Origin of the sequence: Chromohalobacter nigrandesensis, assembly GCF_023061285.1 — a bacterium.
In the GTDB taxonomy this organism is placed as follows: Bacteria; Pseudomonadota; Gammaproteobacteria; order Pseudomonadales; family Halomonadaceae; genus Chromohalobacter; species Chromohalobacter nigrandesensis.
Genome location: NZ_JAKGAM010000001.1, coordinates 615,483 through 638,455 on the forward strand (window position 1 = coordinate 615,483; position 22,973 = coordinate 638,455).

Here is a 22,973-nt window from a genome sequence, read left to right on the forward strand (position 1 = left end):
ATCGCGTTTATCCCCCGCTTCTCCCCGCCAGGCGTTGGTTGGCGGGGGATACGCGAACCCGTATAGTATTGACCTACTCCCCCCAACCGAATGTGTCTCGATGCTGCAGAACAACTCCGCGCTTGCCCAGCTCAAGCAACAGATTCGTGAAACCACCCCGCGTGTTCAAGGGGTGATCAAGGCCACCGACCGCGGCTTCGGCTTTCTCGAAGTCGAAGACGGTACCTCCTATTTCGTTCCGCCCCCCGCCATGAAGCAGGTACTGCATGGCGACCGCGTCGATGCGCTGATCAAGCAGGAGGGGGACAAGACCTCCGCCGAGCCCGATACGCTCCTCGAAGCCGGGCTCGACCGCTTCGTGGCACGGCTGGTCAAACGCGATGGACGCCTTAGCGTGGTTCCCGACCATCCGTTGATCAACAACCAGTTGCGCGCACGCCTCAAGAACACCCTCGACGAAAGCACGCTCGGCGACGGCGACTGGGTCGTGGCACGCTTGGTGCGCCACCCGCTCAAACCCGACGACCGCGGTTTCTTCGCCCAGGTCGATGAACTCGTGGTCAAGGCCGACAACCCCGCCGTACCGTGGCGCGTAACCCTGGCGCGCCACGCGCTGGAACAGGCCTCGCCGCAATTCGGCGAGGAGTGGCCGCTGCACGATGAAGGGCTCGAGCGCGAGGACTGGACCGCGACGCCCTTTTTCACCATCGACGGTGAAAAGACCCGCGACATGGACGATGCTCTGCACATCGAGACACGCGAAGATGGCTGGCGTCTCAGCGTGGCGATTGCCGATCCAACCGCGTACGTTCGCGAGGGCGATCCGGTCGATCTGGAAGCGCAGACACGCGCCTTCACCGTGTATCTGCCGGGCCAGAACGTCACCATGCTGCCGGAAACGCTGGCCAACGAGCTGTGCTCACTCAAGGAAGGCGAGGAGCGCCCGACCCTGGTCTGCACACTGGATATCCAGCGCGATGGCACCCTCGGCGACTATCGTTTCTTCGCCGCCAATGTCCGTTCGCATGCACGTCTGGTGTACGACCAGATCTCCGACTGGCTGGAAGGCCAAGGCGATTGGGCCCCTGCCGACGACACCATGGCCACGCAGCTCAAGGCCTTGGCCGCGATGACCGAGGCCCGCAACGCATGGCGCGAAGAACACACACTGGTGTTCAAGGACCGCCCCGATTATGCCTTCGATGTCGATGACGCGGGCAACGTGCTGGCGGTGCGTATCGAGGAACGTCGCACCGCTCAGCGCATGATCGAAGAGTCGATGATCGCGGCCAACGCCTGCTGTGCCGACCTGCTGGCCTCGCACGTAGGCCATGGCATCTTCAACGTGCACCAGGCGTTCGAGCCCGAGAAGGCCGATCAGGCGATCGAGTTCCTGGCCACCCAGGACATCAACGTGGAACGCGAACAGTTGCTAGAACTCTCGCGCTATCGCGAGCTGCGCCGCGCCCTGGAAGCACGCGAGGACGCTTGGCTCGACGCACGCCTACGGCGTTTCCAGGGCTACACCAACATGTCTGCCCAACCCGGTCCGCACTTCGGGCTCGGGCTGCCAGCATACGCCACCTGGACATCGCCCATCCGCAAGTACGGCGACATGGTCAATCACCGCTTGATCAAGCGCGTACTCAAGGGCGAGGACGCACCGGCCGAGGCCAGCCAGGCATTGACCGAGCAGCTTACCGAGCGGCGGCGCCTGAATCGCATGGCAGAGCGTGACGTCAAGGACTGGCTCTACGTACGCTATCTCGGTCCTTCCGCCGAAAACGGCGAAGTCTTCGATGCCGAGATCGTCGCCATCAACCGTGGCGGTATGCGAGTGCGCTTGACAGCCAATGGCGCCACGGCCTTCGTCCCGGCACCGTTCATGCACCGTGAGCGTGACAAGGTCGTCATCGACGACAAGGAAGGCCGTATCCAGATCGAGGGCCAACCGCGCTACAAGCTCGGTGACAGCGTTCAGGTCGCACTGGCCGAAGCCGTCGAGACGACGCGCTCGTTGGTCGCACGTCCCGCCGTCTGAAGCCGACCATGCCTTGTGTCACAAGTAGTGGACGCAAGGCATGGCATGTGCCAGCTTAATCTCATGACAGCACGGTGACATTCATACGACAGACCCGCCAGGGTCCGAGCGGTCACTCCGTAACCAACCGGGAAGGTTTCGAGGAGTCACGCTTTGCACATCGCCGATATCACGATGTTCTACGCCCCTGCCAGCGGCGGGGTGCGCACCTATCTCGAGGCCAAACGCAGCCGTTTGGCGACACTGCCTGGCGCGACGTCCAGCCTACTGGTCCCCGGCGCCCGCCTTACCGTCAGTAAGTCCATTCATGAAGTCCCCGCGCCACCACTTCCCTTTAGCCAAGGTTATCGTTTTCCTCTGAAACGCGAGGTCTGGCGACGCGAACTCATCCAACTGGCACCGGATATCATCGAAGCAGGCGATCCTTACGTCACCGCCTGGGCAGCGCTCGACGCCGGTCGGAGCCTGGATGTGCCCGTGGTGGGGTTTTACCATTCCGACCTGCCTCGCTTGATCGGCAATCGTCTCGGGAATTGGACGCGCCTGGCCCTCGAACGCTATGTCGAAAACCTCTATGGTCGTTGCGCTCGCGTCCTCGCACCCAGCCGCGTCATTGCCGATAAACTGCATGACCTCGGCCTCGACAATGTCGCCCTGCAACCGCTAGGTGTCGACTTGAAGGTTTTCTCGCCCCAGCGCCGCCAAGATATCTACCGCCAGCGCTTGGGTCTCGACGACGATACCCGCCTGCTGATTTTCGTAGGACGCGGCTCGCGCGAGAAGAACCTGCCGGTCCTGCTGGAAACCGCACGGCGTCTCGGCAAAGGCTACCACCTGCTGTTGATCGGGCCGCAGATGCCGCGACGCGTTCCCGACAATGTCAGCGTCATCGGCCGCTACACGGCCACCGCCGACGTCGCCGAATGGCTGGCCAGCAGCGACATGCTGCTGCATGCCGGTACTCAGGAAACCTTCGGTCTGGTCGCCCTGGAAGCCATGGCGAGTGGCATTCCGGTCGTCGCGGCACGCGCCGGTGCCCTGGCCGAGAACGTTCCCCTGGGCTGCGGACTGCTATGTGAGCCCCACTCGGCGGACGACATGGCACGCGCCGTGCGTGAACTTTGCGCCAACGCCCCCGAGGAACAAGGACGCCGTGCCCGCCAGCATGTCGAACGTCATCACGATTGGGATATCGTGGTCGCCAGCCTGATGCATCATTATCGTGAATTGACCGGGCAACGCGTCAACACGGAGAGTCTTCAGCATGGCTGATCGTCACCTTTCCCTCGTCCTCCACGATGTCGCGCCGGAAACCTGGTACGACTACGCCGACTTCGTGGCCCGGGTCGACGCCCTGGCACGTCAATACGGCCCGATCCCCATCACCTGGCTGGTGGTGCCTGATTTTCATCATCGCAGCGACTGTCGCCGCAATGGCAGCTTCCTAGAGCACTTGCAACACCGCCACGCCATGGGCGATGAATTGGCACTGCATGGCTATTACCATTGCGACGATGCACCCTCACCGCGCACGCCTCGCGACTGGTTCATGCGGCGCCTGTATACCTGGGAAGGCGAGTTCTACGCCCTCGACCAACACGAGGCGGCACGGCGGCTGGACAAGGGCATAGCACTCTTTCGCTCACAGGGCTGGCCGCTCACGGGGTTCGTGGCGCCAGCTTGGCTCATGAGCCAAGGAGCGCGGCAAGCATTGGCCCAACGCGACTTCCGCTACACCAGTGACCCGCAGCATCTGTATACGCTGCCCGACTTCACGCGTATCGACGCTCCGGGGCTGGTATGGAGCGCCCGTAGCGCCTGGCGTCGTGGTCTGTCACGCCTGGTCAGCGAAACGCAGCGCTGGCGTGCCCGCCAGGCCCCCTTGCTGCGCCTGGGGCTGCATCCCGTGGACATGCGCCATGCCAGTGTTCAAGCCTATTGGCTCGAGATTCTGGAACGCCTGATCCTCGAAGGGCGTCAGCCCATCACCAAGTACGACTGGGTAGCTCGTCAACGTCAGCGGGAGCAGCACGCCGCATGAAGCGTCTGGTGATCCTGCTGGTCATCGGGTTGTTGGCTGCCATCAGCATCCCATTTTTGTTCGGGGGGCGTGCACTTTTTGGCGAACTCGCCGCATTCCCCTTGCAGCAATTGGCGTTCATGCTGCTGCTGATCGTCATCTGCTGGAACATCAATGCCTTGCGGCTTCGCTTGTTGCTGGCAGGACGCGCAGGATACCTCGGTCAGACGCGCGCGGTGGGTATCGTGATGTCCACCGAGTTCGCTATCTGCGCTACCCCCGGCGGTACCGGAGGGCTGCTGACGCTCTTGGGTTTGCTGGCCCGGCACGGGGTTCGTCCCGCGCAAGCCTCGGCGATTTTCGCCGTCGATCAGTTGACCGACCTGATTTTCTTTCTTTCTGCATTGATCGGCGTCGCGCTGTATGTCGTCATCGAGGCCATCGACCTCAACCTCGGTTGGCTGGTGGGCTTGCCATCGTTGCTGCTAGTGTGCGGTTTCATCCTGCTATGGCTGGTCATACGCCACTATGGACGCCTGCTTCAGGTTACCGGCGGCTGGCTCGAGCGGCTCAAGGTACGTCGCAAGGCTCGCTTCGGCTTCGCCCGCCGCTTGCTGCATTTTCGTAATGCCTTGATCGAGACGCTACGCCTGCCGCGTCTGACCTTGTTAGCAGTCTTCGCGCTGTGCTGCGCCCACTGGATGCTGCGTTACAGTGTCCTTTATCTGGCCGTAAAGGGCCTGGGTGCACACATCGACTGGGCCTGGACCTTCCTCGTACAAATGCTCTCCATGGCGGCGGGACAATTGAGTTTTCTGCCCGGCGGCGCAGGCGGTGCCGAGTTGACCTCCACCGCACTACTGACGCCGTTGATCGGCACACAAAGCGCCGCTGCCGCCGTGCTCATCTGGCGCTTCGTGACCTACTACTTCTACCTCATCGCCGGCGCGCCGGTCTTCCTGGCGATGGCAGGACGCGCCTTCGCCAGGCTTCTATCCCGCCGCCGCTAATCACTCACCCGTTTTCACGCACTATCGCGTTTTCAAGACGCACTATCGTGTTTTCAAGAAAGGCAGCGAATGCAGGTCGCTTTTGTACAACACCTGAAACGACGAAGGGCATCCCCGTGGGGATGCCCTTCGTTATGTTCACTGCCCGGCCACCCATGAGCCGCCGGGCCTGAAAGCGACTTACCAGCCAGCCGCTTCTTTCAGCGCATCACCGATCTCGGCGAGCGAACGCACGGTCTTGACGCCTGCGGATTCAAGCGCTGCGAACTTCTCATCCGCAGTACCCTTGCCGCCCGCGATAATGGCGCCAGCATGGCCCATACGCTTGCCGGGAGGCGCCGTCACACCTGCGATGTAGGAGACCACCGGCTTGGAAACATTAGCCTTGATATAGGCTGCCGCTTCTTCTTCGGCGGTACCGCCGATTTCGCCGATCATCACGATCGCTTCGGTCTGCGGATCCTGCTCGAACTTCTCGAGGATGTCGATGAAGGTAGAGCCCGGAATCGGGTCGCCGCCGATGCCCACGCAGGTGGACTGGCCGAAGCCATGATCGGTGGTCTGCTTGACGGCTTCATAGGTCAAGGTACCGGAGCGCGATACGATGCCGACCTTGCCGGGCTTGTGGATGTGCCCCGGCATGATGCCGATCTTGGTTTCGCCCGGCGTGATCACGCCCGGGCAATTCGGGCCGATCAGGCGCACACCCAGCTCGTCGCACTTGACCTTGACGTCGAGCATGTCGAGAGTCGGAATCCCCTCGGTGATGCACACGATCAGCTTGATGCCGGCATTGGCGGCCTCAAGGATGGAATCCTTGCAGAACGGCGCGGGCACATAGATCACGGAGGCTTCGGCACCGGTCGTGTCGACGGCTTCCTTGACGGTGTTGAACACCGGCAGACCGAGGTGCGTCTGGCCACCCTTGCCTGGCGTCACGCCACCCACCATCCGGGTGCCGTAGTCAATCGCCTGCTCGGAGTGGAAGGTCCCCTGGCCACCGGTGAAGCCTTGGCAGATGACCTTAGTGCTTTTGTCGATCAGGATACTCATTACTTGCCCTCCGCTGCTTTGACGACCTGCTGGGCCGCGTCGGTCAAGCTGGTAGCAGCGATGATGTTCAGTCCGCTGGAGGCCAATTTCTCGGCACCCAGCTCGGCGTTGTTGCCTTCGAGACGCACCACGACCGGCACGTTGACACCGACCTGCTCGACGGCACCGATGATGCCCTCGGCAATCATGTCGCAACGCACGATACCGCCGAAGATGTTGACCAGCACGGCCTTGACGGAATCGTCGGAGAGGATGATCTTGAAGGCTTCACCCACACGCTCTTCGGTGGCACCGCCGCCAACGTCCAGGAAGTTGGCCGGCTGCCCGCCGTTGAGCTTGATGATATCCATGGTGCCCATGGCCAGACCGGCGCCATTGACCATGCAGCCGATGTTGCCCTCCAGAGCGACGTAGTTGAGTTCCCACGCCTGGGCGTGCGCCTCACGTTCGTCTTCCTGGGACGGGTCACGCATGGCCTGCAGATCGGGGTGACGATACAGCGCATTGCCATCGAGGCCGATCTTGGCATCGAGGCAGTGCAGATCACCACTTTCGTTGATCACCAGCGGGTTGATCTCGAGCAGCGCGAGGTCTTTTTCCTCGAACAGCTTGGCCAGGCCCAGGAAGATCTTGGTGAACTGCTTGATCTGTACGCCTTCCAAACCCAGAGCGAACGCCAGTTCACGCGCCTGATACGGCTGAGCGCCGACCAGCGGATCGACTTCGGCCTTGAGAATCTTTTCAGGCGTCTCTTCAGCGACCTTCTCGATTTCCACGCCACCTTCGGTGGAGGCCATGAAAACGATACGGCGTGTGCCGCGATCGACGACGGCGCCCAGATAAAGCTCGTTGGCGATATCGGTAAGATTTTCAACCAGAATCTTGGTGACCGGTTGTCCCTTCTCATCGGTCTGGAAGGTCACCAGGCTCTCACCAAGCCACTGCTCGGCAAAGGCCTGGGCTTCTTCTGGGCTTTTGATTAGCTTGACGCCGCCCGCTTTGCCACGGCCACCTGCGTGAACCTGGGCCTTGACGACCCACTTGTCACCGCCGATCTTCTTGCACGCCTCGGCAGCTTCCTTGGGGGTATCCACGGCGAAACCCTTGGACACCGGTAGACCATAATCAGCAAACAGCTGTTTGCTCTGATACTCGTGAAGGTTCATCGTGTCATGCCATTGGTTGCATGTGACTCGAATGGTAGCGATAGCCTCGACCTTTTACGGCCTCAGGCCACCGCCACCCCTGTTCGCTCCCGCCTTGGCGGGAGCGACGCGTCTCTACGCAGTGGGACGCTAACGAAGCGCTTATTTGCGCTTCTTGCGGTTGGCCATGTGAATGGCATGACCATCCACTGCCAACGCCGCTTCGTGCACGGCTTCCGAGGTGCTCGGGTGCGCATAGCAGGTCAAGGCCAGATCTTCGGCACTGGAGCCGAATTCCATGGCGATGACGCCCTGCGCGATGAGCTCCCCGGCATGCTGACTGATGATGTGCAGCCCCAGAATGCGATCGGTCTGGGCATCGGCAATGACCTTGGCCATGCCTTCCGACGCATTGTTGGCCAGCGCACGCCCATTGGCAGAGAACGGGAAGGAGCCGGTCTTGACTTCGATGCCGGCTTCTTTCGCATCCTGCTCGTTCATGCCGACCCAGGCGATCTCCGGTGAGGTGTAGATCACGCTGGGGACGGCATCGTAGTTCATCTCGGCTTTGTGACCGGCGATGATGTCGGCCACCATCACGCCCTCTTCGGAGGCCTTGTGCGCCAGCATCGGACCACGCACCACGTCGCCGATGGCGTAGACGCCCGGCACGTTGGTGCGGCACTGATCGTCGACGAACACGAAGCCGCGCTCGTCGAGCTTGACGCCCACGCTATCGTCCAGGAGGCCCTCGGTGTAGGGACGACGTCCCACACACACGATCAGCTTGTCGAAGGTCTGTTCCTGATCGCCATTGGCGTCGGAATACTTGACCACGACTTCCTTGTCCTTGATCTCGGAGCCCGTCACGCGAGCCCCCATCTTGATGTCCATGCCCTGCTTCTTGAGCAGTTTCTGACCTTCCTTGGCAATGTCCTTGTCGACCATCGGCAGGAAGCTATCCATCGCCTCGATGACCGTGACTTCACTGCCCAGGCGATTCCAGACACTGCCCAGCTCGAGACCGATGACACCGGCACCGATCACGCCGAGGCGCTTGGGCACTTCGTCGAATTCCAGCGCGCCGGTAGAGTTGACGATCAATCCTTCGGTCAGCGGTGTCGGCGGAATATCGACAGGCGTAGAACCAGACGCGATCACGATGTTCTCGGCATCGTAGGTCGCCGTCTCGCCATTATGCCCCGTGACTTCGACTTGCTTGTCGGAGACGACCTTGCCGGTGCCTTCCAGCGCCGTGACGCCGTTGGCCTTGAACAGTGCGCTGATGCCGCCCACGTTCTTGGCGATGACGCCTTCCTTGAACTCCTGCATCTTGGCGATGTTGGGGCTCGGCTCGCCCACCTCGATGCCGATCTCCGCGTAATGATCGCGAGCTTCGACAAACTTGTGAGAGGTTTCCAGCAAGGCCTTCGAGGGAATGCAACCCACGTTCAGGCAGGTGCCGCCGTGGACAGTCTTGCCTTCCTTGTTGACCCACTTCTCGACGCACGCGGTCTTCAGACCCATCTGAGCAGCGCGAATGGCCGCCACATACCCGCCAGGCCCGGCACCAATAACGATCACATCGAATTTATCGGCCATGAAATCATCCTGTTCGAATTCAATTAATTAGTCGCAACGCATTGTTTGACGACAGCCATCACACGTCGAGCAAGAAACGTGCGGGATCCTCGAGCAGTTCCTTGATCGTGACCAGGAATTGCACCGCGTCCTTGCCATCGATCATACGGTGATCATAAGAGATGGCCAGATACATCATCGGGCGGATCTCGACCTTGCCGTCGACGGCCATCGGCCGCTCCTGGATCTTGTGCATACCCAGGATCGCGGTCTGCGGCGGATTGATGATCGGCGTCGACAGCAGCGACCCGAAGATACCGCCGTTGGTAATGGTGAAGGTGCCGCCCTGCATGTCTTCGATGCCGAGCTTGCCGTCGCGACCACGCTTGCCGAAGTCGACGATGCTCTTCTCGACATCGGCGAGCTTCATGCTGTCGGTATCACGCAACACCGGCACGACCAGGCCACGCGGCGTGGACACGGCAACACCGATATCCTGATAGCCGTGATAGACGATATCGCTGCCATCGATCGAGGCGTTCACGTCGGGGAAGCGCTTGAGTGCCTCGGTGCACGCCTTGACGAAAAAGCCCATGAAACCGAGCTTGGTATCGTGCGCCTTGAGGAAGGTTTCCTTGTACTGACTGCGCAGGTCCATTACCGCGCTCATGTCCACCTCATTGTAGGTGGTCAGCATGGCGGCGGTCTGCTGCGCCTGCACCAGGCGCTTGGCGATGGTCTGGCGCAAACGGCTCATCGGCACGCGTTGCTCGGGACGATCGCCCTCGACGGCAGGTGCCGGTGCAGCGGCCGCTTTGACGTCGCCACTGCCACCGGCGGGCTTGGCATCCTTCTTCGCGGAACCGTCCTTGACGGCCTTCTGGACGTCTTCCTTGAGGATACGGCCACCCTTGCCGGTACCTTCGATCTTGCTGGCGTCCAGGTCGTGTTCGGCGACCAACTTGCGCGCCGCCGGCGCGAGGATCTTGTCGCCGACCTTTTCGTCACTGCCACCACCGGTGTCTTTCGACTCACTCGCCGTATTACCGGATGCGGCAGCCTCGCCGCCCCCCGCATCACCGCCGGCGCCTTCGGCAAACAACGCGAGTACCGCTTCGGACTCGACCTGCTCGCCTTCCTGCACCTTGATCTCGCTGATGGCACCGTCGGCCGGGGCGACGACTTCGAGCACCACTTTGTCGGTCTCGATATCCGCGAGAATCTCGTCACGCTTCACTGCTTCACCGACCTGCTTGTGCCAGGTGGCCACAGTGCCTTCCTGAACGGATTCCGGGAAGCTCGGCGCCTTGACGTCATGCTGCTTGCCGGACGCCGCCGGCTTGGCGTCGTCGGACTTGGCCGCTGCCGTGTCCTGCTTCTCGCTGGCCTCTTCTTTTTTCGAGCCCTCAGCGGATTTAGAGTCCTTGGCGGACTTTTCGCCGCCGCCTTCACTCGCGGCACCCAGCATCCCGAGCACCTGCTCAGAATCGCATGTATTGCCTTCTTCCACCTTGATTTCAGTCACGGTGCCGGCGTCCGGCGCCACGACTTCGAGAACGACCTTGTCCGTCTCGATCTCGACAATCAGCTCATCACGTTCAACGCTATCACCGACCTTCTTGTGCCAAGTGGCGATGGTGCCCTCGGCGACGGATTCCGGGAAATTCGGCGCTTTGATCTCAGTAGCCATGTCGTTTCCTTAGTGTTTTCTCTCGATCCCGATGGAGAACGCCTCAGCCCGTAATGGCGTCTTCCACCAGCTGACGCTGCTGTTCAACATGGACGGACATATAGCCGGATGCCGGCGCGGCGGATGCCGGACGCCCTGCGAACTTCAGATCGCGCCCCAAGCCTTCTTGAACCATATCGGCGACCAGGCGCATATGATGCTGGCTTTGATACCAGGCGCCCTGGTTGAGCGGCTCTTCCTGACACCAAACGACCTGCTCGAGGTTCGGATAGGTCTTGAAGACCTCGTACAGCTCCTCCTTGGGGAAAGGATAGATCTGCTCCAAACGTACGATCGCAACATCGTCGTTGCCATTCTCGGCACGATAGCTCGTCAAATCGTAGTAGACCTTACCCGAGCACAACACCACGCGCTTGACCGCCTCCGCGTCGAGCTTGCCTTGATCCGGCAGCACCATTTCGAAGCGGCCGTTGGCCAGATCTTCCAGCGTCGAGGTTGCTTCCTTGTGACGCAACAGGCTTTTCGGTGACATGATCACCAGCGGCTTGCGCAGCGGGCGAATCACCTGACGACGCAGGAGATGGAAAATCTGCGCCGGTGTGGTCGGCATACAGACCTGCATGTTGTGTTCCGCGCACAATTGCAAGAAGCGCTCAAGACGCGCCGAGGAATGCTCGGGGCCCTGGCCTTCATAGCCATGCGGCAACAACATGGTAAGACCGCACAGCCGCCCCCATTTCGTCTCGCCGGAGGAAATGAACTGGTCGATCACCACCTGTGCCCCATTGGTGAAGTCGCCAAACTGGGCTTCCCAAATGATCAAGGCCTTGGGTGTGGTCGTGGAATACCCATACTCGAATGCCAACGCCGCTTCCTCGGACAGGAGGGAGTCGCGAATGGTGAAATTCGGCTGGTCTTCCTTGATGTACTCAAGCGGCACAAAGGTCGAACCGTCTTTCTGGTTATGCACGACGGCATGACGGTGAGAGAAAGTACCGCGCCCCGTATCCTGGCCCGTCAGGCGAATTGGGTGGCCTTCATCCAGCAAGGTGGCATACGCCAGTGTCTCGCCGAAGCCCCAGTTGATGGCCAAGTCACCAGCGGCCATCTTGCGACGATCCTCGTAGATCTTGGCCACTTGGCGCTGGACTTCGACTTCCTCGGGAACCTCGCACATCTTGGTGGCAAGCTGCTGTATCCGCGTCATGTCCACCGACGTATCGGCGTCGCCAGTCCAGGTGTGCCCCAGATAAGGCGTCCAGTCGACGAACAGCTCGGTATTGGGCTCCTTGACCAACGCATTGGCGACGTGATTGCCCGCCACCAGATCATCGCGATACTTCTCGACCATGGCGGCCGCGTCATCGTCGCTGATCATGCCCTCTTGCACCAGACGCGCCACGTAGAGCTCGCGCGAGCTCTTGTGCGACTTGATCTTCTGGTACATCAAGGGCTGAGTGCCGGAAGGCTCATCCGCTTCGTTATGACCGCGCTTGCGGTAGCAGACGAGATCGATCACCACGTCCTTGTTGAACTGATAACGATAATCCACGGCCACCTGGGTGGCATGCACCACTGCTTCGGGATCGTCGCCGTTCACGTGGAAAATCGGCGCCTGGACCATCTTGGCGATATCGGTGCAGTACTCCGTAGAGCGTGCGTCATCAGGCCGTGATGTGGTGAAACCGACCTGGTTGTTGATGACGATATGCACGGTGCCGCCGGTCTTGTAGCCACGCGTCTGGGACATCTGGAATGTCTCCATGACCACGCCTTGGCCGGCGAGGGCGGCATCACCATGCACGACGATCGGCAGTACCTTGGCGCCCTCGCCGTCTTCACGGCGGTCCTGGCGGGCACGCACGGACCCTTCGACCACCGGCGTGACGATCTCGAGATGCGAGGGGTTGAACGCCAAGGCCAAGTGGACCTCGCCACCTTCGGTCATGACGTTGGAACTGAAGCCCTGGTGGTACTTCACATCCCCCGAACCTTGCTGGATGACTTTCTTGCCATCGAACTCGTCGATCAGTTCCGACGGGCTCTTGCCCAGCAAGTTGACCAGCAGGTTGAGGCGTCCCCGGTGCGCCATGCCAATGACGACTTCCTTGGTACCGTAATTGCCGGTGCGCTGGATGATTTCGTCGACCATCGGAATGAAAGTCTCGCCGCCTTCCAGACCAAACCGCTTGGTGCCTGGATACTTGGACGCGAGATAGTTTTCCAACCCTTCGGCGGCCGTCAAGCGTTCGAGGATGTGCGTGCGCACATCGACGCTGTAGTCCGGCTTGGAGCGCACCGATTCGAAGCGTTGCTGCAGCCAGCGCTTCTCGTCGGTGTTGACGATATGCATGAACTCGCAGCCAATGCTGCGGCAGTACGTCTTCTCCAGGACGTCGACGATTTCCCTGAGCGTCGCCTGATCCTTGCCCAGGAACAGCGAACCGGTCTGGAAGGAAGTTTCCATGTCAGCATCGGTCAGCTGATGGAAGGCAAGATCCAGATCAGGAATCGGGGTCGGGCTGCGAAGCCCCAGGGGATCGATATCGGCCCGCTGATGGCCGCGGAAGCGATATGCGTTGATCAGTTGGAGAACCTTGACCTGCTTCTTGTTCTCGCTACTGTCAGCGACACTGGCGGCGGGTTTGCCACGCTGGTTTTGTGCCAACCGATAGAACTGATCGCGAATCGGACTGAGAGGAACATCGTGAGAGGGAGCGCCTTCCGGACGAGGTAACTGATCGAAATAGTTACGCCATTCGTCGGGAACGTCAGAGGGCTCGACGAGGTATTGCTCGTAGAGCGCTTCCACGTAGTGGGCGTTGCCGCCACTGACATGGGAAGTGCGCCACATCAACTCCATTATGCCTTCTTGCATTTTTTGGTCACCCTATGCACTGATGGGTGTTCTTGGCGCCGGCACGACCGGACGTGCCAGCGTCACTTGGGGCCTGCGGAAGCAGGTTGGCGTCATACGCGACGCTGGGGTCCACTTATCGTCAAAAGCCGGTGCGCAGGGCACCGGCCAACGGCGTTCGGGGAACCGACTTCCTGCGACGCCATGTCGCATGAAGAAGCTTGTTGCCAATGATAACAAGCCACGCGGCGCGATTTAAGTGGCATTGGACAGTAACATCTCACGAATCTTGCCAATCGCCCGCGTCGGGTTGAGCCCTTTAGGGCATACCGCCACGCAGTTCATGATGCCACGGCACCGAAACAGGCTGAACGGATCCTCAAGCCTCGCCAGGCGCTCATTCGTTGCGGTATCACGCGAATCGGCGAGGAAACGATAAGCCTGCAGCAAACCGGCCGGCCCCACGAACTTGTCCGGATTCCACCAGAAGGACGGGCAGGCCGTGGAGCAGCAAGCACACAGGATGCACTCGTAGAGCCCATCGAGTTTTTCGCGCTCTTCCGGCGACTGCAAACGCTCGGTGGCCGGCGCAGCAGTATCGTTTTGCAGATAGGGCTGGATGCTCTCGTACTGCTTGTAGAACACCCCCATGTCGACCACCAGGTCACGGATGACCGGCAAACCGGGCAGCGGACGCAGCACCAATTTGTTGTCCTTGACCACCTCGGACAACGGCGTGACGCACGACAGGCCGTTCTTGCCATTCATGTTCATGCCATCGGAACCGCAAACTCCTTCGCGGCAGCTACGCCGGTACGCCATGGAGCTGTCTTGCTGCTTGATCATTTCAAGCGCATTGAGAACCATGATGTCGCGGCCCTGCGTGTCCAGCTCGAACTCCTGCATGTAGGGCGCGGAGTCGGTTTCCGGGTTGTAGCGGTAGATAGATACCTGAAGCGTAGACATCTTGAACAACCCCTTTAATAGGTGCGAATTTTCGGCTCGAAGGTCTCGACGGTTTTCGGCGCAAAGTTCACGTCACGTTGCCCAAGCCGCTTCTCGACCGGGAAGTAAATGGAGTGCTTGAGCCAGTTGGCGTCGTCGCGATCCGGATAGTCGTAGCGCGAATGTGCGCCGCGGCTTTCCTTGCGCTCCAGTGCGGAGATCGCCGTGGCTTCCGCCACCTCGAGCAGATTGTCGAGTTCCAGCGCTTCGACACGCGCAGTGTTGAAGGCATTGGATTTATCGGCCAGATGCGCATTACTGATACGCTCGCGGAGGTCGGCCAGTTTCTTGACGCCCTCCTGCATGTTGTCTTCCTGGCGGAAGACCCCGAAATCGTTCTGCATGACATCCTGCAGTTCGGCGCGCAGCTCATGGATCGCCTCACCACCACTCGACTCATCCCAACGAGTGATACGCGCCATGGCGCTATCGATATCGGACTGCGCCGCCTCGAGATAATCGACACCCGCATTGAGCGCTTCTTCGATAAACATGCCGGCAGCACGCCCGAAGACCACCAGGTCGAGCAATGAATTGCCACCCAGACGATTGGCGCCGTGTACGGAAACGCATGCCGCCTCGCCACAGGCAAACAGGCCGTTGACGATCTGATCGTTGCCGTCGGCATCCTGCATGATCGCCTGGCCGTGCACGTTGGTCGGCAAGCCGCCCATCATATAATGGCACGTCGGCACGACCGGAATCGGGTCCTTGGCAGGATCGACATGGGCAAAGGTCTTGGATAGCTCGACGATCCCCGGCAAGCGTTTACCCAAGACCTCTTCGCCCAGGTGATCGAGCTTGAGCATGACGTGATCACCGTTTTCGCCGCAACCGCGCCCTTCAAGGATTTCCATGACCATGGCGCGGGCCACGACATCGCGGCCGGCCAGATCCTTGGCGTTCGGCGCGTAACGCTCCATGAAGCGCTCGCCATCCTTGTTGATCAGGTAGCCGCCCTCGCCACGACAGCCTTCGGTAACCAGCACGCCGGCCCCGTAAATGCCGGTGGGGTGGAACTGCCACATCTCCATGTCCTGCATCGGGAAGCCGGCGCGAAGCGCCATGCCGATGCCATCACCGGTATTGATCAGGGCGTTGGTCGTGGACGCGTAGATACGGCCCGAGCCACCGGTTGCCAATACCGTTGCCTTGGACTTGATATGTACGAGCTCGCCGGTTTCGATGCACATGGCGATACAGCCCACTACATCGCCGTTGGCATTCTTCACCAGGTCCACCGCATACCATTCATTCAGGAATACGGTATTGTTTTTCAGATTATTCTGATAAAGCGTATGCAGCAGCGCATGGCCGGTACGGTCGGCGGCGGCGCATGTGCGCGCGGCCTGGCCGCCCTTGCCAAAGTCCTTGGACTGGCCACCGAAGGGACGCTGATAGATACGGCCGTTATCGAAACGCGAAAACGGCAACCCCATGTGCTCCAACTCAAAGACCGCCTTGGGGCCTTCTGAACAGAGATACTCAGCGGCATCCTGGTCGGCGATATAGTCACCGCCCTTGACGGTGTCGTACATGTGCCAGCGCCAATCGTCATTGGGGTCGGCGGAGCCAATGGCACAGGTAATGCCGCCCTGGGCGGAGACGGTGTGCGAGCGCGTCGGAAAAACCTTGGATAGTACTGCAGTCTTCTTGCCGGATTTGGCCAGCTCGAGCGCGGCACGCAGGCCAGAGCCACCGCCACCGATAATGATTGCGTCGAATGTCAGGCTACGCATATTGGACATGAATTAGGCTCCCCAAAGGACTTGAATGCCCCACACCAGAAAAACGAAGATGGCCAGCATGACGACCGCTTGAAATGCAACGCGTGCTCCCGATTGCTTGAGATAGTCGGTGGACACCGTCCACAAACCGACCCACGCGTGCGCCGCGATGGAAATGAAGGCCAGCAGGGAGAAGATGCGCATCCAGGTCTGTGAGAAGAGACCGCTCCACGTGGCATAATCGAGCCCCGGATGGAACAGTAGATACAGGACCATGAACACGGCATAGACCGCCAGGATGATCGCCGAGACTCTCTGGATCAGCCAATCGGACAGGCCACTGCGGCCGAGGTTAGTGATGTTGGTTACCATACCCAGACTCCTGCCAGAACCACCAAGATGGCACTGATCACGACCGTGATCTGCGCCTTGCGATGCCCACTCTCGAGATCCACGCCAATGCCTGCATCCATCAGCAGGTGCTTGATGCCGGCCACGAAGTGAAAGCCGAGTGCCGAGAGCAATCCCCAGGCGATCAATTTGGCGAGGACGTTGTTGGCGAGGGTGTCACGCACTGCTTCGAATCCTTCGGGAGACGACAGTGACGCGTCGAGGGCCCAGAAACCGAAGATCAACCCCACGAAGAGGATGACACCGGTCACGCGGTGGGCGATGGAGGTCAGTGCGGGAAGTGGAAATTTTATCGTCGTCAGGTCTAAATTTACGGGTCTTTTGCTATTCACGGCTCATCACACTCTCTTGGCCCGCCAGCGGCTAGGGCTGTACCCGGTGCGGGCGGTGGTTTGAGGGGGAGGCCTTGGTCGAGGGCTTACATGACCAAGCCATGCTCCTGCCAGTCGCGCGGATAAAGATTATAAGGACCGGGGGATGTCATGACAAATGAGATAACCCTTGCAGCCGTTCCCTTGGACGCGTCAAATAGGGCGGCAACTCCGGGTAAAAGCCTTGCTCGACCTTTCTATATTGCCACACCGGGACACGTCCATCGACAGGCCGCAATGCGCCTTGCACGGCGCCCCATGGGCACAGGCGCCCTAGGCCAATTGACAATCCACTGCGTGGTTCTATAGTAGGCGCATTATTTTCGCTGGCATGGCAAGCAAGACAAAGACTTAGGTAAAAAGAGGAGGCCATAATGGCTGACAGGAAAGCGCAGTTGACGGTAGAAGGGTTAGACAAGACGATCGAGTTCCCTGTCTACTCCGGCACCGTCGGGCCTGATGTGATCGACGTCCGCGGCCTGACCAGCGAAGGTCTGTTCACATACGACCCGGGCTTCGTCGCCACCGCCTCCTGCGAATCAAGCATCACCTACATCGATGGTGCTGCGGGCGTCTTGCTTCACCGCGGTTACCCTATCGGCCAACTGGCCGAGCATTCCAATTACGTCGAACTCTGTTATTTACTGCTCTTCGGAGAGCTCCCCAACAAGGCGCAATACGACGACTTCGCGGCCACCGTGAGAAATCACACCATGGTCCACGAACAACTCGTCAACTTCTTCAAGGGCTTCCGCCGCGACGCCCACCCGATGGCGATCCTGTGCGGGGTCGTCGGTGGCCTGGCTGCCTTCTACCATGACAACCTGGACATCACCAAGGAAGAAGAACGGCGTGTCAGCGCGGTTCGCCTGATCGCCAAGATGCCGACACTGGCCGCAATGTGTCACAAGTACAACATTGGCCAGCCGTTCAATTATCCGCGCAATGATCTCGATTACGCGGAGAACTTCCTCTACATGATGTTTGGCAACCCGTGTGAAAGCTACGAGGTCAATCCGGTCTTCGCCAAGGCCATGGACCGGATCTTCATGCTGCACGCCGACCATGAACAGAATGCCTCCACTTCCACGGTGCGTCTGGCAGGCTCGACGGGCGCCAACCCCTTCGCTTGCATCAGTGCCGGCATCGCCGCGCTATGGGGTCCGGCCCATGGCGGCGCCAACGAAGCCGTGCTCAACATGCTCGACGAGATCGGCGATGAGTCCGAGGAGAACATCCAACGTTTCATCGACCGCGCCAAGGACAAGGAAGACCCGTTCAAGCTGATGGGCTTTGGCCACCGCGTCTATCGCAATTTCGATCCGCGCGCCAAGGTTATGAAAGAGACCTGCGATGAAGTGCTGGGCGAACTCGGCTTGGCCGACGACCCGCAGCTCAAGATCGCCAAGCGACTCGAGCAGATCGCACTGGAAGACGACTACTTCATCGAGCGCAAGCTCTACCCGAACGTCGACTTCTATTCCGGCATCATCCTCAAAGCGATCGGTATTCCGACCAACATGTTCACCGTGATCTTCGCCACGGCGCGCACGATTGGCTGGATATCCCACTGGAACGAGATGATCAGCGGCAGTTATCGCATCAGTCGCCCGCGTCAGCTCTATGTCGGTCATTCCAAGCGGGACTATCCGGCCAAGTAACTCGCCAGCAGAACGCGGCTGCAACTCCCAATCAAGATGACTGCACAAGCATCACGGACCGCCTTCAGGGCGGTCCGTTGCGTTTTGAGCCGCCTTCTCTCCTACCCCCAAGAGTGTCCTCTCCCACAGTTGAGTTTTTCCATCCTGACGCCACTGAGCGTTTTCCACACTTTCTGTGGATAAACCTGTTCAAAACCTCTAGGTAGTTCGCCAGAAACACCATGACAAGGCGGTTACGCTCAGATCGGTTAATTTTTAACCTTCCATAAGTTATTGAAAAACATAATATTTTACTATAACGCGCAGCATGACGGGCCTCATTCGGCGTTATACACAACACGATAAGGAAAACCACACGGCAGTGGACAAGATCTTGGAGGTGTCAAGGGGGAAAACGTATAAAAACGTCTAATAGCGAGTGGAGAGCAGAGACAAAAAAGACGCTTTCGCGTCTCCGGTATCGCCATTGCTGATGCTGATAGGCAAGAAAAAGTGGCGTCCCATAGGGGGTTTGAACCCCTGTTACCGCCGTGAAAGGGCGGTGTCCTGGACCACTAGACGAATGGGACGCATTGCCTTGAGCTTGGTGGAGCCTAGCGGGTTCGAACCGCTGACCTCAACACTGCCAGTGTTGCGCTCTCCCAACTGAGCTAAGGCCCCGTGCCTCAAGACGGTGCGTAGAATACTGATTCCACCTGGCTTCGTCAAGCCTGAATTCGGGCTTCGGGCTTCGGGCTTCGGGCTTCGGGCTTCGGGCTTCGGGCTTCGGGCTTCGGGCTTCGGGCAAGCAGCAGTCTGGATCGTCGCCAGCCTGCTGCCAGCGGCTCGTAGCTCGTCGCCCGCAGCTCGCTCGTAGCCTACAGCTCCCGATATTCTTTCTCGAAGCGCTTGGCCTGTTTCTTGGAAACGCCCCCCAGCACCTGGGTGGCATGACGCAGGCGTGCCCGTGTCATGTCCGAGCCGAGAATCGCCATGGCATCCAGCACCGAGGTAGAGGTCGCACTCCCCGTGACGGCGATGAAGACCGGCGCCAGGAACGCCTTCATCTTCATGTCGAACGCCTCGGCCAGGGATTTGACTTCGTCGAGCAATGCCTCCTTGTGCCAGCTCGAGACGCCTTCCAGGCGCCAGATCAAAAACTGCAGCAACTTGAGCAGGTCTTCATGCTCGAGCTTGACACTCTCGAAACTGGACGCCTCGAGCGGCGGCACCCCCGAAAAGAAATGCCCGGCCAGCGGCATGACATCGGAGAGCGTCGATATCCGCGGGCGTACCTGCGGCAGGATCTGGTTGACGTATTCTTCATTGAAGGCCCATTCACGCAACGCCTGAAGCAGTGCCGCATCGTCCAGATCCTCGCGGATATAGACGCCGTTGAGCCAGGTGAGCTTCTCCAGGTCGAACACCGGGCCACCCAGCGATACGCGCTGAATATCGAAGTTCGCCATCATTTCCTCGAGGGTAAACTTCTCGCGATCGTCAGGCATCGACCAGCCCATGCGCCCTAGATAGTTGGTCACCGCCTGCGGCAAAAAGCCCATGTGCCGATAATAATTGATCGAGGTCGGGTTCTTGCGCTTGGACAGCTTCGACTTGTCCGGGTTACGCAGCAGAGGCATATGGCACAGCGTCGGCATCGTCCAGTCGAAGTATTCATACAGCAGCTTGTGCTTGGGTGCCGAATTGATCCACTCCTCACCCCGCATGACATGCGTGATACCCATCATATGGTCATCGACGACATTGGCCAAATGATAGGTCGGCATGCCGTCAGACTTGAGGAGGATCTGGGCATCGACCTGCGCCCAGTCGACTTCGATCTCGCCACGCAGCATATCGCTGACGATACAGCTCCCCTCGCTGGGTACCTTCATGCGCACCACGTAAGGCCACTGCTCGCGCTCGCGACGCGCTACTTCTTCGTCGGCAAGTGCCAGATCCGCAGGCTTGAGCGCCAAGTGCAGCCCTGCTGCCTTGCGCGTCTCCCGTAGCTCGTCGAGCTCTTCGCTGGTCCGATAGCACTTGAACGCATGTCCGGCGTCAAGCAGTTGCTGCGCATATTGCGCATAGATATCGCCCCGCTCGCTCTGGCGGTATGGGCCATGAGGGCCACCGATATCCGGGCCTTCATCCCACTCGAGTCCCAGCCAGCGCAGGGAGTCGAGGATCATCTGCTCCGATTCGGCCGTCGAACGCACGCGGTCCGTATCCTCGATGCGGAGAATGAACTGCCCGCCGTGCTGACGCGCGAAGCAGAGGTTGAAAAGCGCAATATAGGCCGTGCCGACATGGGGATCGCCGGTCGGCGACGGCGCAATACGTGTACGTACGGTCATGAAGTTCCCGATCATTGGTGACTGGCGATGGCATCATTATACGCATGCACCAACCCGGCATCAGCACCGCCGACACCTTCTTCACAACGCCAGGTGCTCACGAAACCAATCGGTAATAAAATCCAGATAGGCACGGGTCTTGTCGGGCAGGTATTTACGCGAACGGAACAACACCAACATGCTGCCGTGCTCATTCCAATACGGCTGCAAGAGCGGTGTCAGCTGCCCCTCCTCCACCGCCGCGCGCGCCGCGAATGTCGGCAGATAGGCCAAGCCGAACCCCGCTTTTGCCGCTTCGACGACGCCCAGCAGGTTATTGATCACCAGGCGTGAGTTGGGCTCGATATCCAGCGGCTGCCCATTGAGCGAAAAACGCCAGTGAGCGCCGAGATCGTAATTGCCGTAGAACACCGTATCGAACTCGGCGATATCTTTGGGATGCAGCGGCCGCCCGACACGGGCCAGATAATCCGGCGCGGCGTACAAGCCATAGACCACTTTGCACAGTGGACGCGACACCAGGCTCGAAGGCGGCATCGGGCCCATGCGAATGGCCAGGTCCACCGATTCGTCGATGGGCTCGAAACGCTGATCCTCGAGCAGGATTTCCACCGACATCTCAGGATAACGACGCATGAAGGCCGTGGTCGGCGCCGCCAAGTACATGAAGCCGAAGCTCACCTGGGCGCTGACCTTGAGTTGCCCCCGAGGTTGCGACGTCACCGACTGTACCTGCGCCTCCGCCGTCTGCAATTCTTCGATGACCCGCAACCCATGCTCGTAATAGATCTGTCCGGCTTCCGTGAGGCGCAGTGAACGCGTCGAGCGGTTGAGTAGACTGACGCTCAACTCATCCTCGAGCGCGGCCACACGCTTGGAAGCCAACGACTTGGAAATACTCAGACGCCGCGCCGCTGAGGTAAAACTCCCTGCTCGAACGACCTCGACGAAGACCCGCAATGCATCCAGTGTCGTCACGTTGAAGATACTCCGATACGCAGTTTCCAAATTAGAAACACTAGTTTTCGATTGTACCCTCTTATTACGCAAAGGCCGACTGCTTATACTTGCCGCTCGGGTAGGCGAGGTATCGTATCGCTCCCGACATGCGTGGCCTTTTCTCAGCGGAATTGCCGCGCGCACGCTAACGGCGCCAGGCAGCTTCGACTTTCCTGCGCCGTGTGGCGTCTTCAGTGAAACGAGCTTTTCTTTGCGCCACCAGGCTGTTCTTCGGGACGGCCGGCGCTCTTTTCCTACTCATTCTCTCCTTTCCACACTGCAATACGGATCCGACATTCGCATTGCATGCTGTTCATAACCCCCAACCCGAAACATACTTTGGCATTGGCTGGCTATGCTAACGCGTTCACCTCATGGCGAGATGTCTACATGGACGCACTGGGACCCCGAATCAAGCAGCTAAGGATAGACGCCGGCTTGAGCAAGGCCGCCTTGGCCAGGCGTGTCGGCGTATCGGACGTCACGATTTCCTATTGGGAATCCGGCACGATCAGACAAGTCGGACACGAGCGACTCATCGCGCTGGCCGATGCGCTGCATTGCCCGCTCGAACGATTACTCGAAGATGGCACTGCCGTCGCCAAGCCCCCGGCCTCTCAACGTACCACCGAGGACGCGCCCGGCAATGCACGCCTCTTGGCACTACACGCTACGCCCCCGGTGCCGTGGGAAGCTCAAACGCTCGCCGACCCTCTTGCCGGCTCAGGCATCGCTATCGATGCTCTAGTTAAGGGGTGTTACCTAGTGACACCAGGCGCAGGCGAGACGTTCGCTTATCTTGAGGAAGGCGATATCGCCGCCATTCTGCCCACCTCGCACTTCCGGCAGGAAGGGCTTTATCTGCTCGAATGGCGACATGCACTCACGATCCTGCACCTGAGCCAGCCTGAACCGAAGACATTGCGCATTGATGCCCCTGGGCACTGCACGCTTGTCGACTCGAACAAGCCGCTCCCCTTCCGCATAGCAGGGCGCCTTCAGGCTCGCTGGCAAAAATGTAATGACAGTGAGTGACCTCTCCTGAAAAAAACCTCCGAGCGTCTCG

The 22,973-nt window shown here is 59.8% G+C and carries 17 protein-coding genes and 2 tRNA genes; 6 read left to right on the plus strand and 13 right to left on the minus strand.

Going from position 1 to position 22,973, the window contains the following annotated elements; all coding sequences use genetic code 11:
- Positions 1–100 precede the first annotated feature (100 nt).
- The 4 genes from L1073_RS02885 (at position 101) to gpgF (ending at position 5,071) form a co-directional block, all read left to right on the plus strand.
- On the plus strand, positions 101–2,041 hold the full coding sequence (locus L1073_RS02885; RefSeq protein ID WP_246896753.1) for an exoribonuclease II: 1,941 nt from the start codon (positions 101–103) through the stop codon (positions 2,039–2,041).
- Positions 2,042–2,194: 153 nt separating this feature from the next.
- The gene (gpgS, locus tag L1073_RS02890) at positions 2,195–3,313 is read left to right on the plus strand and encodes an N-acetylglucosaminyl phosphatidylglycerol synthase (protein WP_246896754.1); all 1,119 of its coding nucleotides are present in this window, start codon (positions 2,195–2,197) and stop codon (positions 3,311–3,313) included.
- Complete coding sequence (gene gpgD, locus L1073_RS02895; RefSeq protein ID WP_246896755.1) at positions 3,306–4,082, plus strand: N-acetylglucosaminyl phosphatidylglycerol deacetylase; 777 nt, start codon at positions 3,306–3,308, stop codon at positions 4,080–4,082. The genes gpgS and gpgD overlap by 8 nt, the downstream gene beginning before the upstream one ends.
- Positions 4,079–5,071, plus strand: coding sequence for a glucosaminyl phosphatidylglycerol flippase (gpgF, locus tag L1073_RS02900; protein WP_246896756.1), 993 nt, complete (start codon positions 4,079–4,081; stop codon positions 5,069–5,071). Before gpgD ends, gpgF begins: the two co-directional genes overlap by 4 nt.
- 180 nt (positions 5,072–5,251) lie before the next feature.
- Here gpgF and sucD read toward each other — a convergent pair whose 3' ends face one another.
- From sucD to sdhC, 9 genes are all read right to left on the minus strand, one after another.
- A complete protein-coding gene (sucD, locus tag L1073_RS02905) occupies positions 5,252–6,124 on the minus strand; it encodes a succinate--CoA ligase subunit alpha (protein WP_246896757.1) in 873 nt (290 codons plus the stop codon).
- Positions 6,124–7,290 carry an ADP-forming succinate--CoA ligase subunit beta gene (gene sucC / locus L1073_RS02910; RefSeq protein WP_246896758.1) on the minus strand — a complete coding sequence of 389 codons (1,167 nt, stop codon included), beginning with the start codon at positions 7,288–7,290 and terminating at the stop codon, positions 6,124–6,126. The genes sucD and sucC overlap by 1 nt, the downstream gene beginning before the upstream one ends.
- 141 nt (positions 7,291–7,431) lie before the next feature.
- Entirely contained in the window at positions 7,432–8,871 is a 1,440-nt protein-coding gene (lpdA, locus tag L1073_RS02915; RefSeq protein WP_246896759.1) for a dihydrolipoyl dehydrogenase, read from the minus strand.
- Positions 8,872–8,929: 58 nt separating this feature from the next.
- Positions 8,930–10,540 (minus strand): 2-oxoglutarate dehydrogenase complex dihydrolipoyllysine-residue succinyltransferase, encoded by a 1,611-nt coding sequence (odhB, locus tag L1073_RS02920; protein WP_246896760.1) that lies wholly within the window; start codon positions 10,538–10,540, stop codon positions 8,930–8,932.
- Between the two features lie 43 nt (positions 10,541–10,583).
- On the minus strand, positions 10,584–13,418 hold the full coding sequence (locus L1073_RS02925) for a 2-oxoglutarate dehydrogenase E1 component (RefSeq protein ID WP_246896761.1): 2,835 nt from the start codon (positions 13,416–13,418) through the stop codon (positions 10,584–10,586).
- Between the two features lie 234 nt (positions 13,419–13,652).
- Positions 13,653–14,363: a succinate dehydrogenase iron-sulfur subunit gene (locus L1073_RS02930; protein WP_246896763.1), complete on the minus strand. Its 711-nt coding sequence runs from the start codon at positions 14,361–14,363 to the stop codon at positions 13,653–13,655.
- A 14-nt stretch (positions 14,364–14,377) separates the two neighbouring features.
- Positions 14,378–16,150, minus strand: a complete 1,773-nt coding sequence (sdhA, locus tag L1073_RS02935) for a succinate dehydrogenase flavoprotein subunit (protein WP_246896765.1) — start codon at positions 16,148–16,150, stop codon at positions 14,378–14,380.
- A 3-nt stretch (positions 16,151–16,153) separates the two neighbouring features.
- Positions 16,154–16,501, minus strand: a complete 348-nt coding sequence (gene sdhD / locus L1073_RS02940) for a succinate dehydrogenase, hydrophobic membrane anchor protein (RefSeq protein WP_246896767.1) — start codon at positions 16,499–16,501, stop codon at positions 16,154–16,156.
- Complete coding sequence (gene sdhC, locus L1073_RS02945) at positions 16,495–16,872, minus strand: succinate dehydrogenase, cytochrome b556 subunit (RefSeq protein WP_246896768.1); 378 nt, start codon at positions 16,870–16,872, stop codon at positions 16,495–16,497. The genes sdhD and sdhC overlap by 7 nt, the downstream gene beginning before the upstream one ends.
- 413 nt (positions 16,873–17,285) lie before the next feature.
- On the opposite strand from sdhC, the gene gltA reads away from it, so the two are divergent.
- Entirely contained in the window at positions 17,286–18,572 is a 1,287-nt protein-coding gene (gene gltA / locus L1073_RS02950) for a citrate synthase (RefSeq protein ID WP_246896769.1), read from the plus strand.
- Between the two features lie 493 nt (positions 18,573–19,065).
- On the opposite strand, the gene L1073_RS02955 is transcribed toward gltA, so the two are convergent.
- From L1073_RS02955 to L1073_RS02970, 4 genes are all read right to left on the minus strand, one after another.
- Positions 19,066–19,141: transfer RNA gene (locus tag L1073_RS02955), tRNA-Glu, on the minus strand.
- Between the two features lie 15 nt (positions 19,142–19,156).
- A tRNA-Ala gene (locus tag L1073_RS02960) sits at positions 19,157–19,232 on the minus strand.
- 197 nt (positions 19,233–19,429) lie between these two features.
- Positions 19,430–20,908: a glutamate--tRNA ligase gene (gltX, locus tag L1073_RS02965; RefSeq protein ID WP_246896770.1), complete on the minus strand. Its 1,479-nt coding sequence runs from the start codon at positions 20,906–20,908 to the stop codon at positions 19,430–19,432.
- An 81-nt stretch (positions 20,909–20,989) separates the two neighbouring features.
- Positions 20,990–21,886: a LysR family transcriptional regulator gene (locus L1073_RS02970; protein WP_246896771.1), complete on the minus strand. Its 897-nt coding sequence runs from the start codon at positions 21,884–21,886 to the stop codon at positions 20,990–20,992.
- Between the two features lie 411 nt (positions 21,887–22,297).
- Here L1073_RS02970 and L1073_RS02975 point away from each other — a divergent pair, with 411 nt between their 5' ends.
- On the plus strand, positions 22,298–22,942 hold the full coding sequence (locus tag L1073_RS02975) for a helix-turn-helix domain-containing protein (protein ID WP_246896772.1): 645 nt from the start codon (positions 22,298–22,300) through the stop codon (positions 22,940–22,942).
- Positions 22,943–22,973: the final 31 nt, after the last annotated feature.

What these genes read in the sequence shown, in the direction of transcription:
- L1073_RS02885 (WP_246896753.1), top strand. Translation starts at nt 101, where the DNA reads ATGCTGCAGAACAACTCCGCGCTTGCCCAGCTCAAGCAACAGATTCGT.
- gpgD (WP_246896755.1), top strand. Translation starts at nt 3,306, where the DNA reads ATGGCTGATCGTCACCTTTCCCTCGTCCTCCACGATGTCGCGCCGGAA.
- gpgF (WP_246896756.1), top strand. Translation starts at nt 4,079, where the DNA reads ATGAAGCGTCTGGTGATCCTGCTGGTCATCGGGTTGTTGGCTGCCATC.
- sucD (WP_246896757.1), bottom strand. Translation starts at nt 6,124, where the DNA reads ATGAGTATCCTGATCGACAAAAGCACTAAGGTCATCTGCCAAGGCTTC.
- sucC (WP_246896758.1), bottom strand. Translation starts at nt 7,290, where the DNA reads ATGAACCTTCACGAGTATCAGAGCAAACAGCTGTTTGCTGATTATGGT.
- lpdA (WP_246896759.1), bottom strand. Translation starts at nt 8,871, where the DNA reads ATGGCCGATAAATTCGATGTGATCGTTATTGGTGCCGGGCCTGGCGGG.
- odhB (WP_246896760.1), bottom strand. Translation starts at nt 10,540, where the DNA reads ATGGCTACTGAGATCAAAGCGCCGAATTTCCCGGAATCCGTCGCCGAG.
- L1073_RS02925 (WP_246896761.1), bottom strand. Translation starts at nt 13,418, where the DNA reads ATGCAAGAAGGCATAATGGAGTTGATGTGGCGCACTTCCCATGTCAGT.
- L1073_RS02930 (WP_246896763.1), bottom strand. Translation starts at nt 14,363, where the DNA reads ATGTCTACGCTTCAGGTATCTATCTACCGCTACAACCCGGAAACCGAC.
- sdhA (WP_246896765.1), bottom strand. Translation starts at nt 16,150, where the DNA reads ATGTCCAATATGCGTAGCCTGACATTCGACGCAATCATTATCGGTGGC.
- sdhD (WP_246896767.1), bottom strand. Translation starts at nt 16,501, where the DNA reads ATGGTAACCAACATCACTAACCTCGGCCGCAGTGGCCTGTCCGATTGG.
- gltA (WP_246896769.1), top strand. Translation starts at nt 17,286, where the DNA reads ATGGCTGACAGGAAAGCGCAGTTGACGGTAGAAGGGTTAGACAAGACG.
- gltX (WP_246896770.1), bottom strand. Translation starts at nt 20,908, where the DNA reads ATGACCGTACGTACACGTATTGCGCCGTCGCCGACCGGCGATCCCCAT.
- L1073_RS02975 (WP_246896772.1), top strand. Translation starts at nt 22,298, where the DNA reads ATGGACGCACTGGGACCCCGAATCAAGCAGCTAAGGATAGACGCCGGC.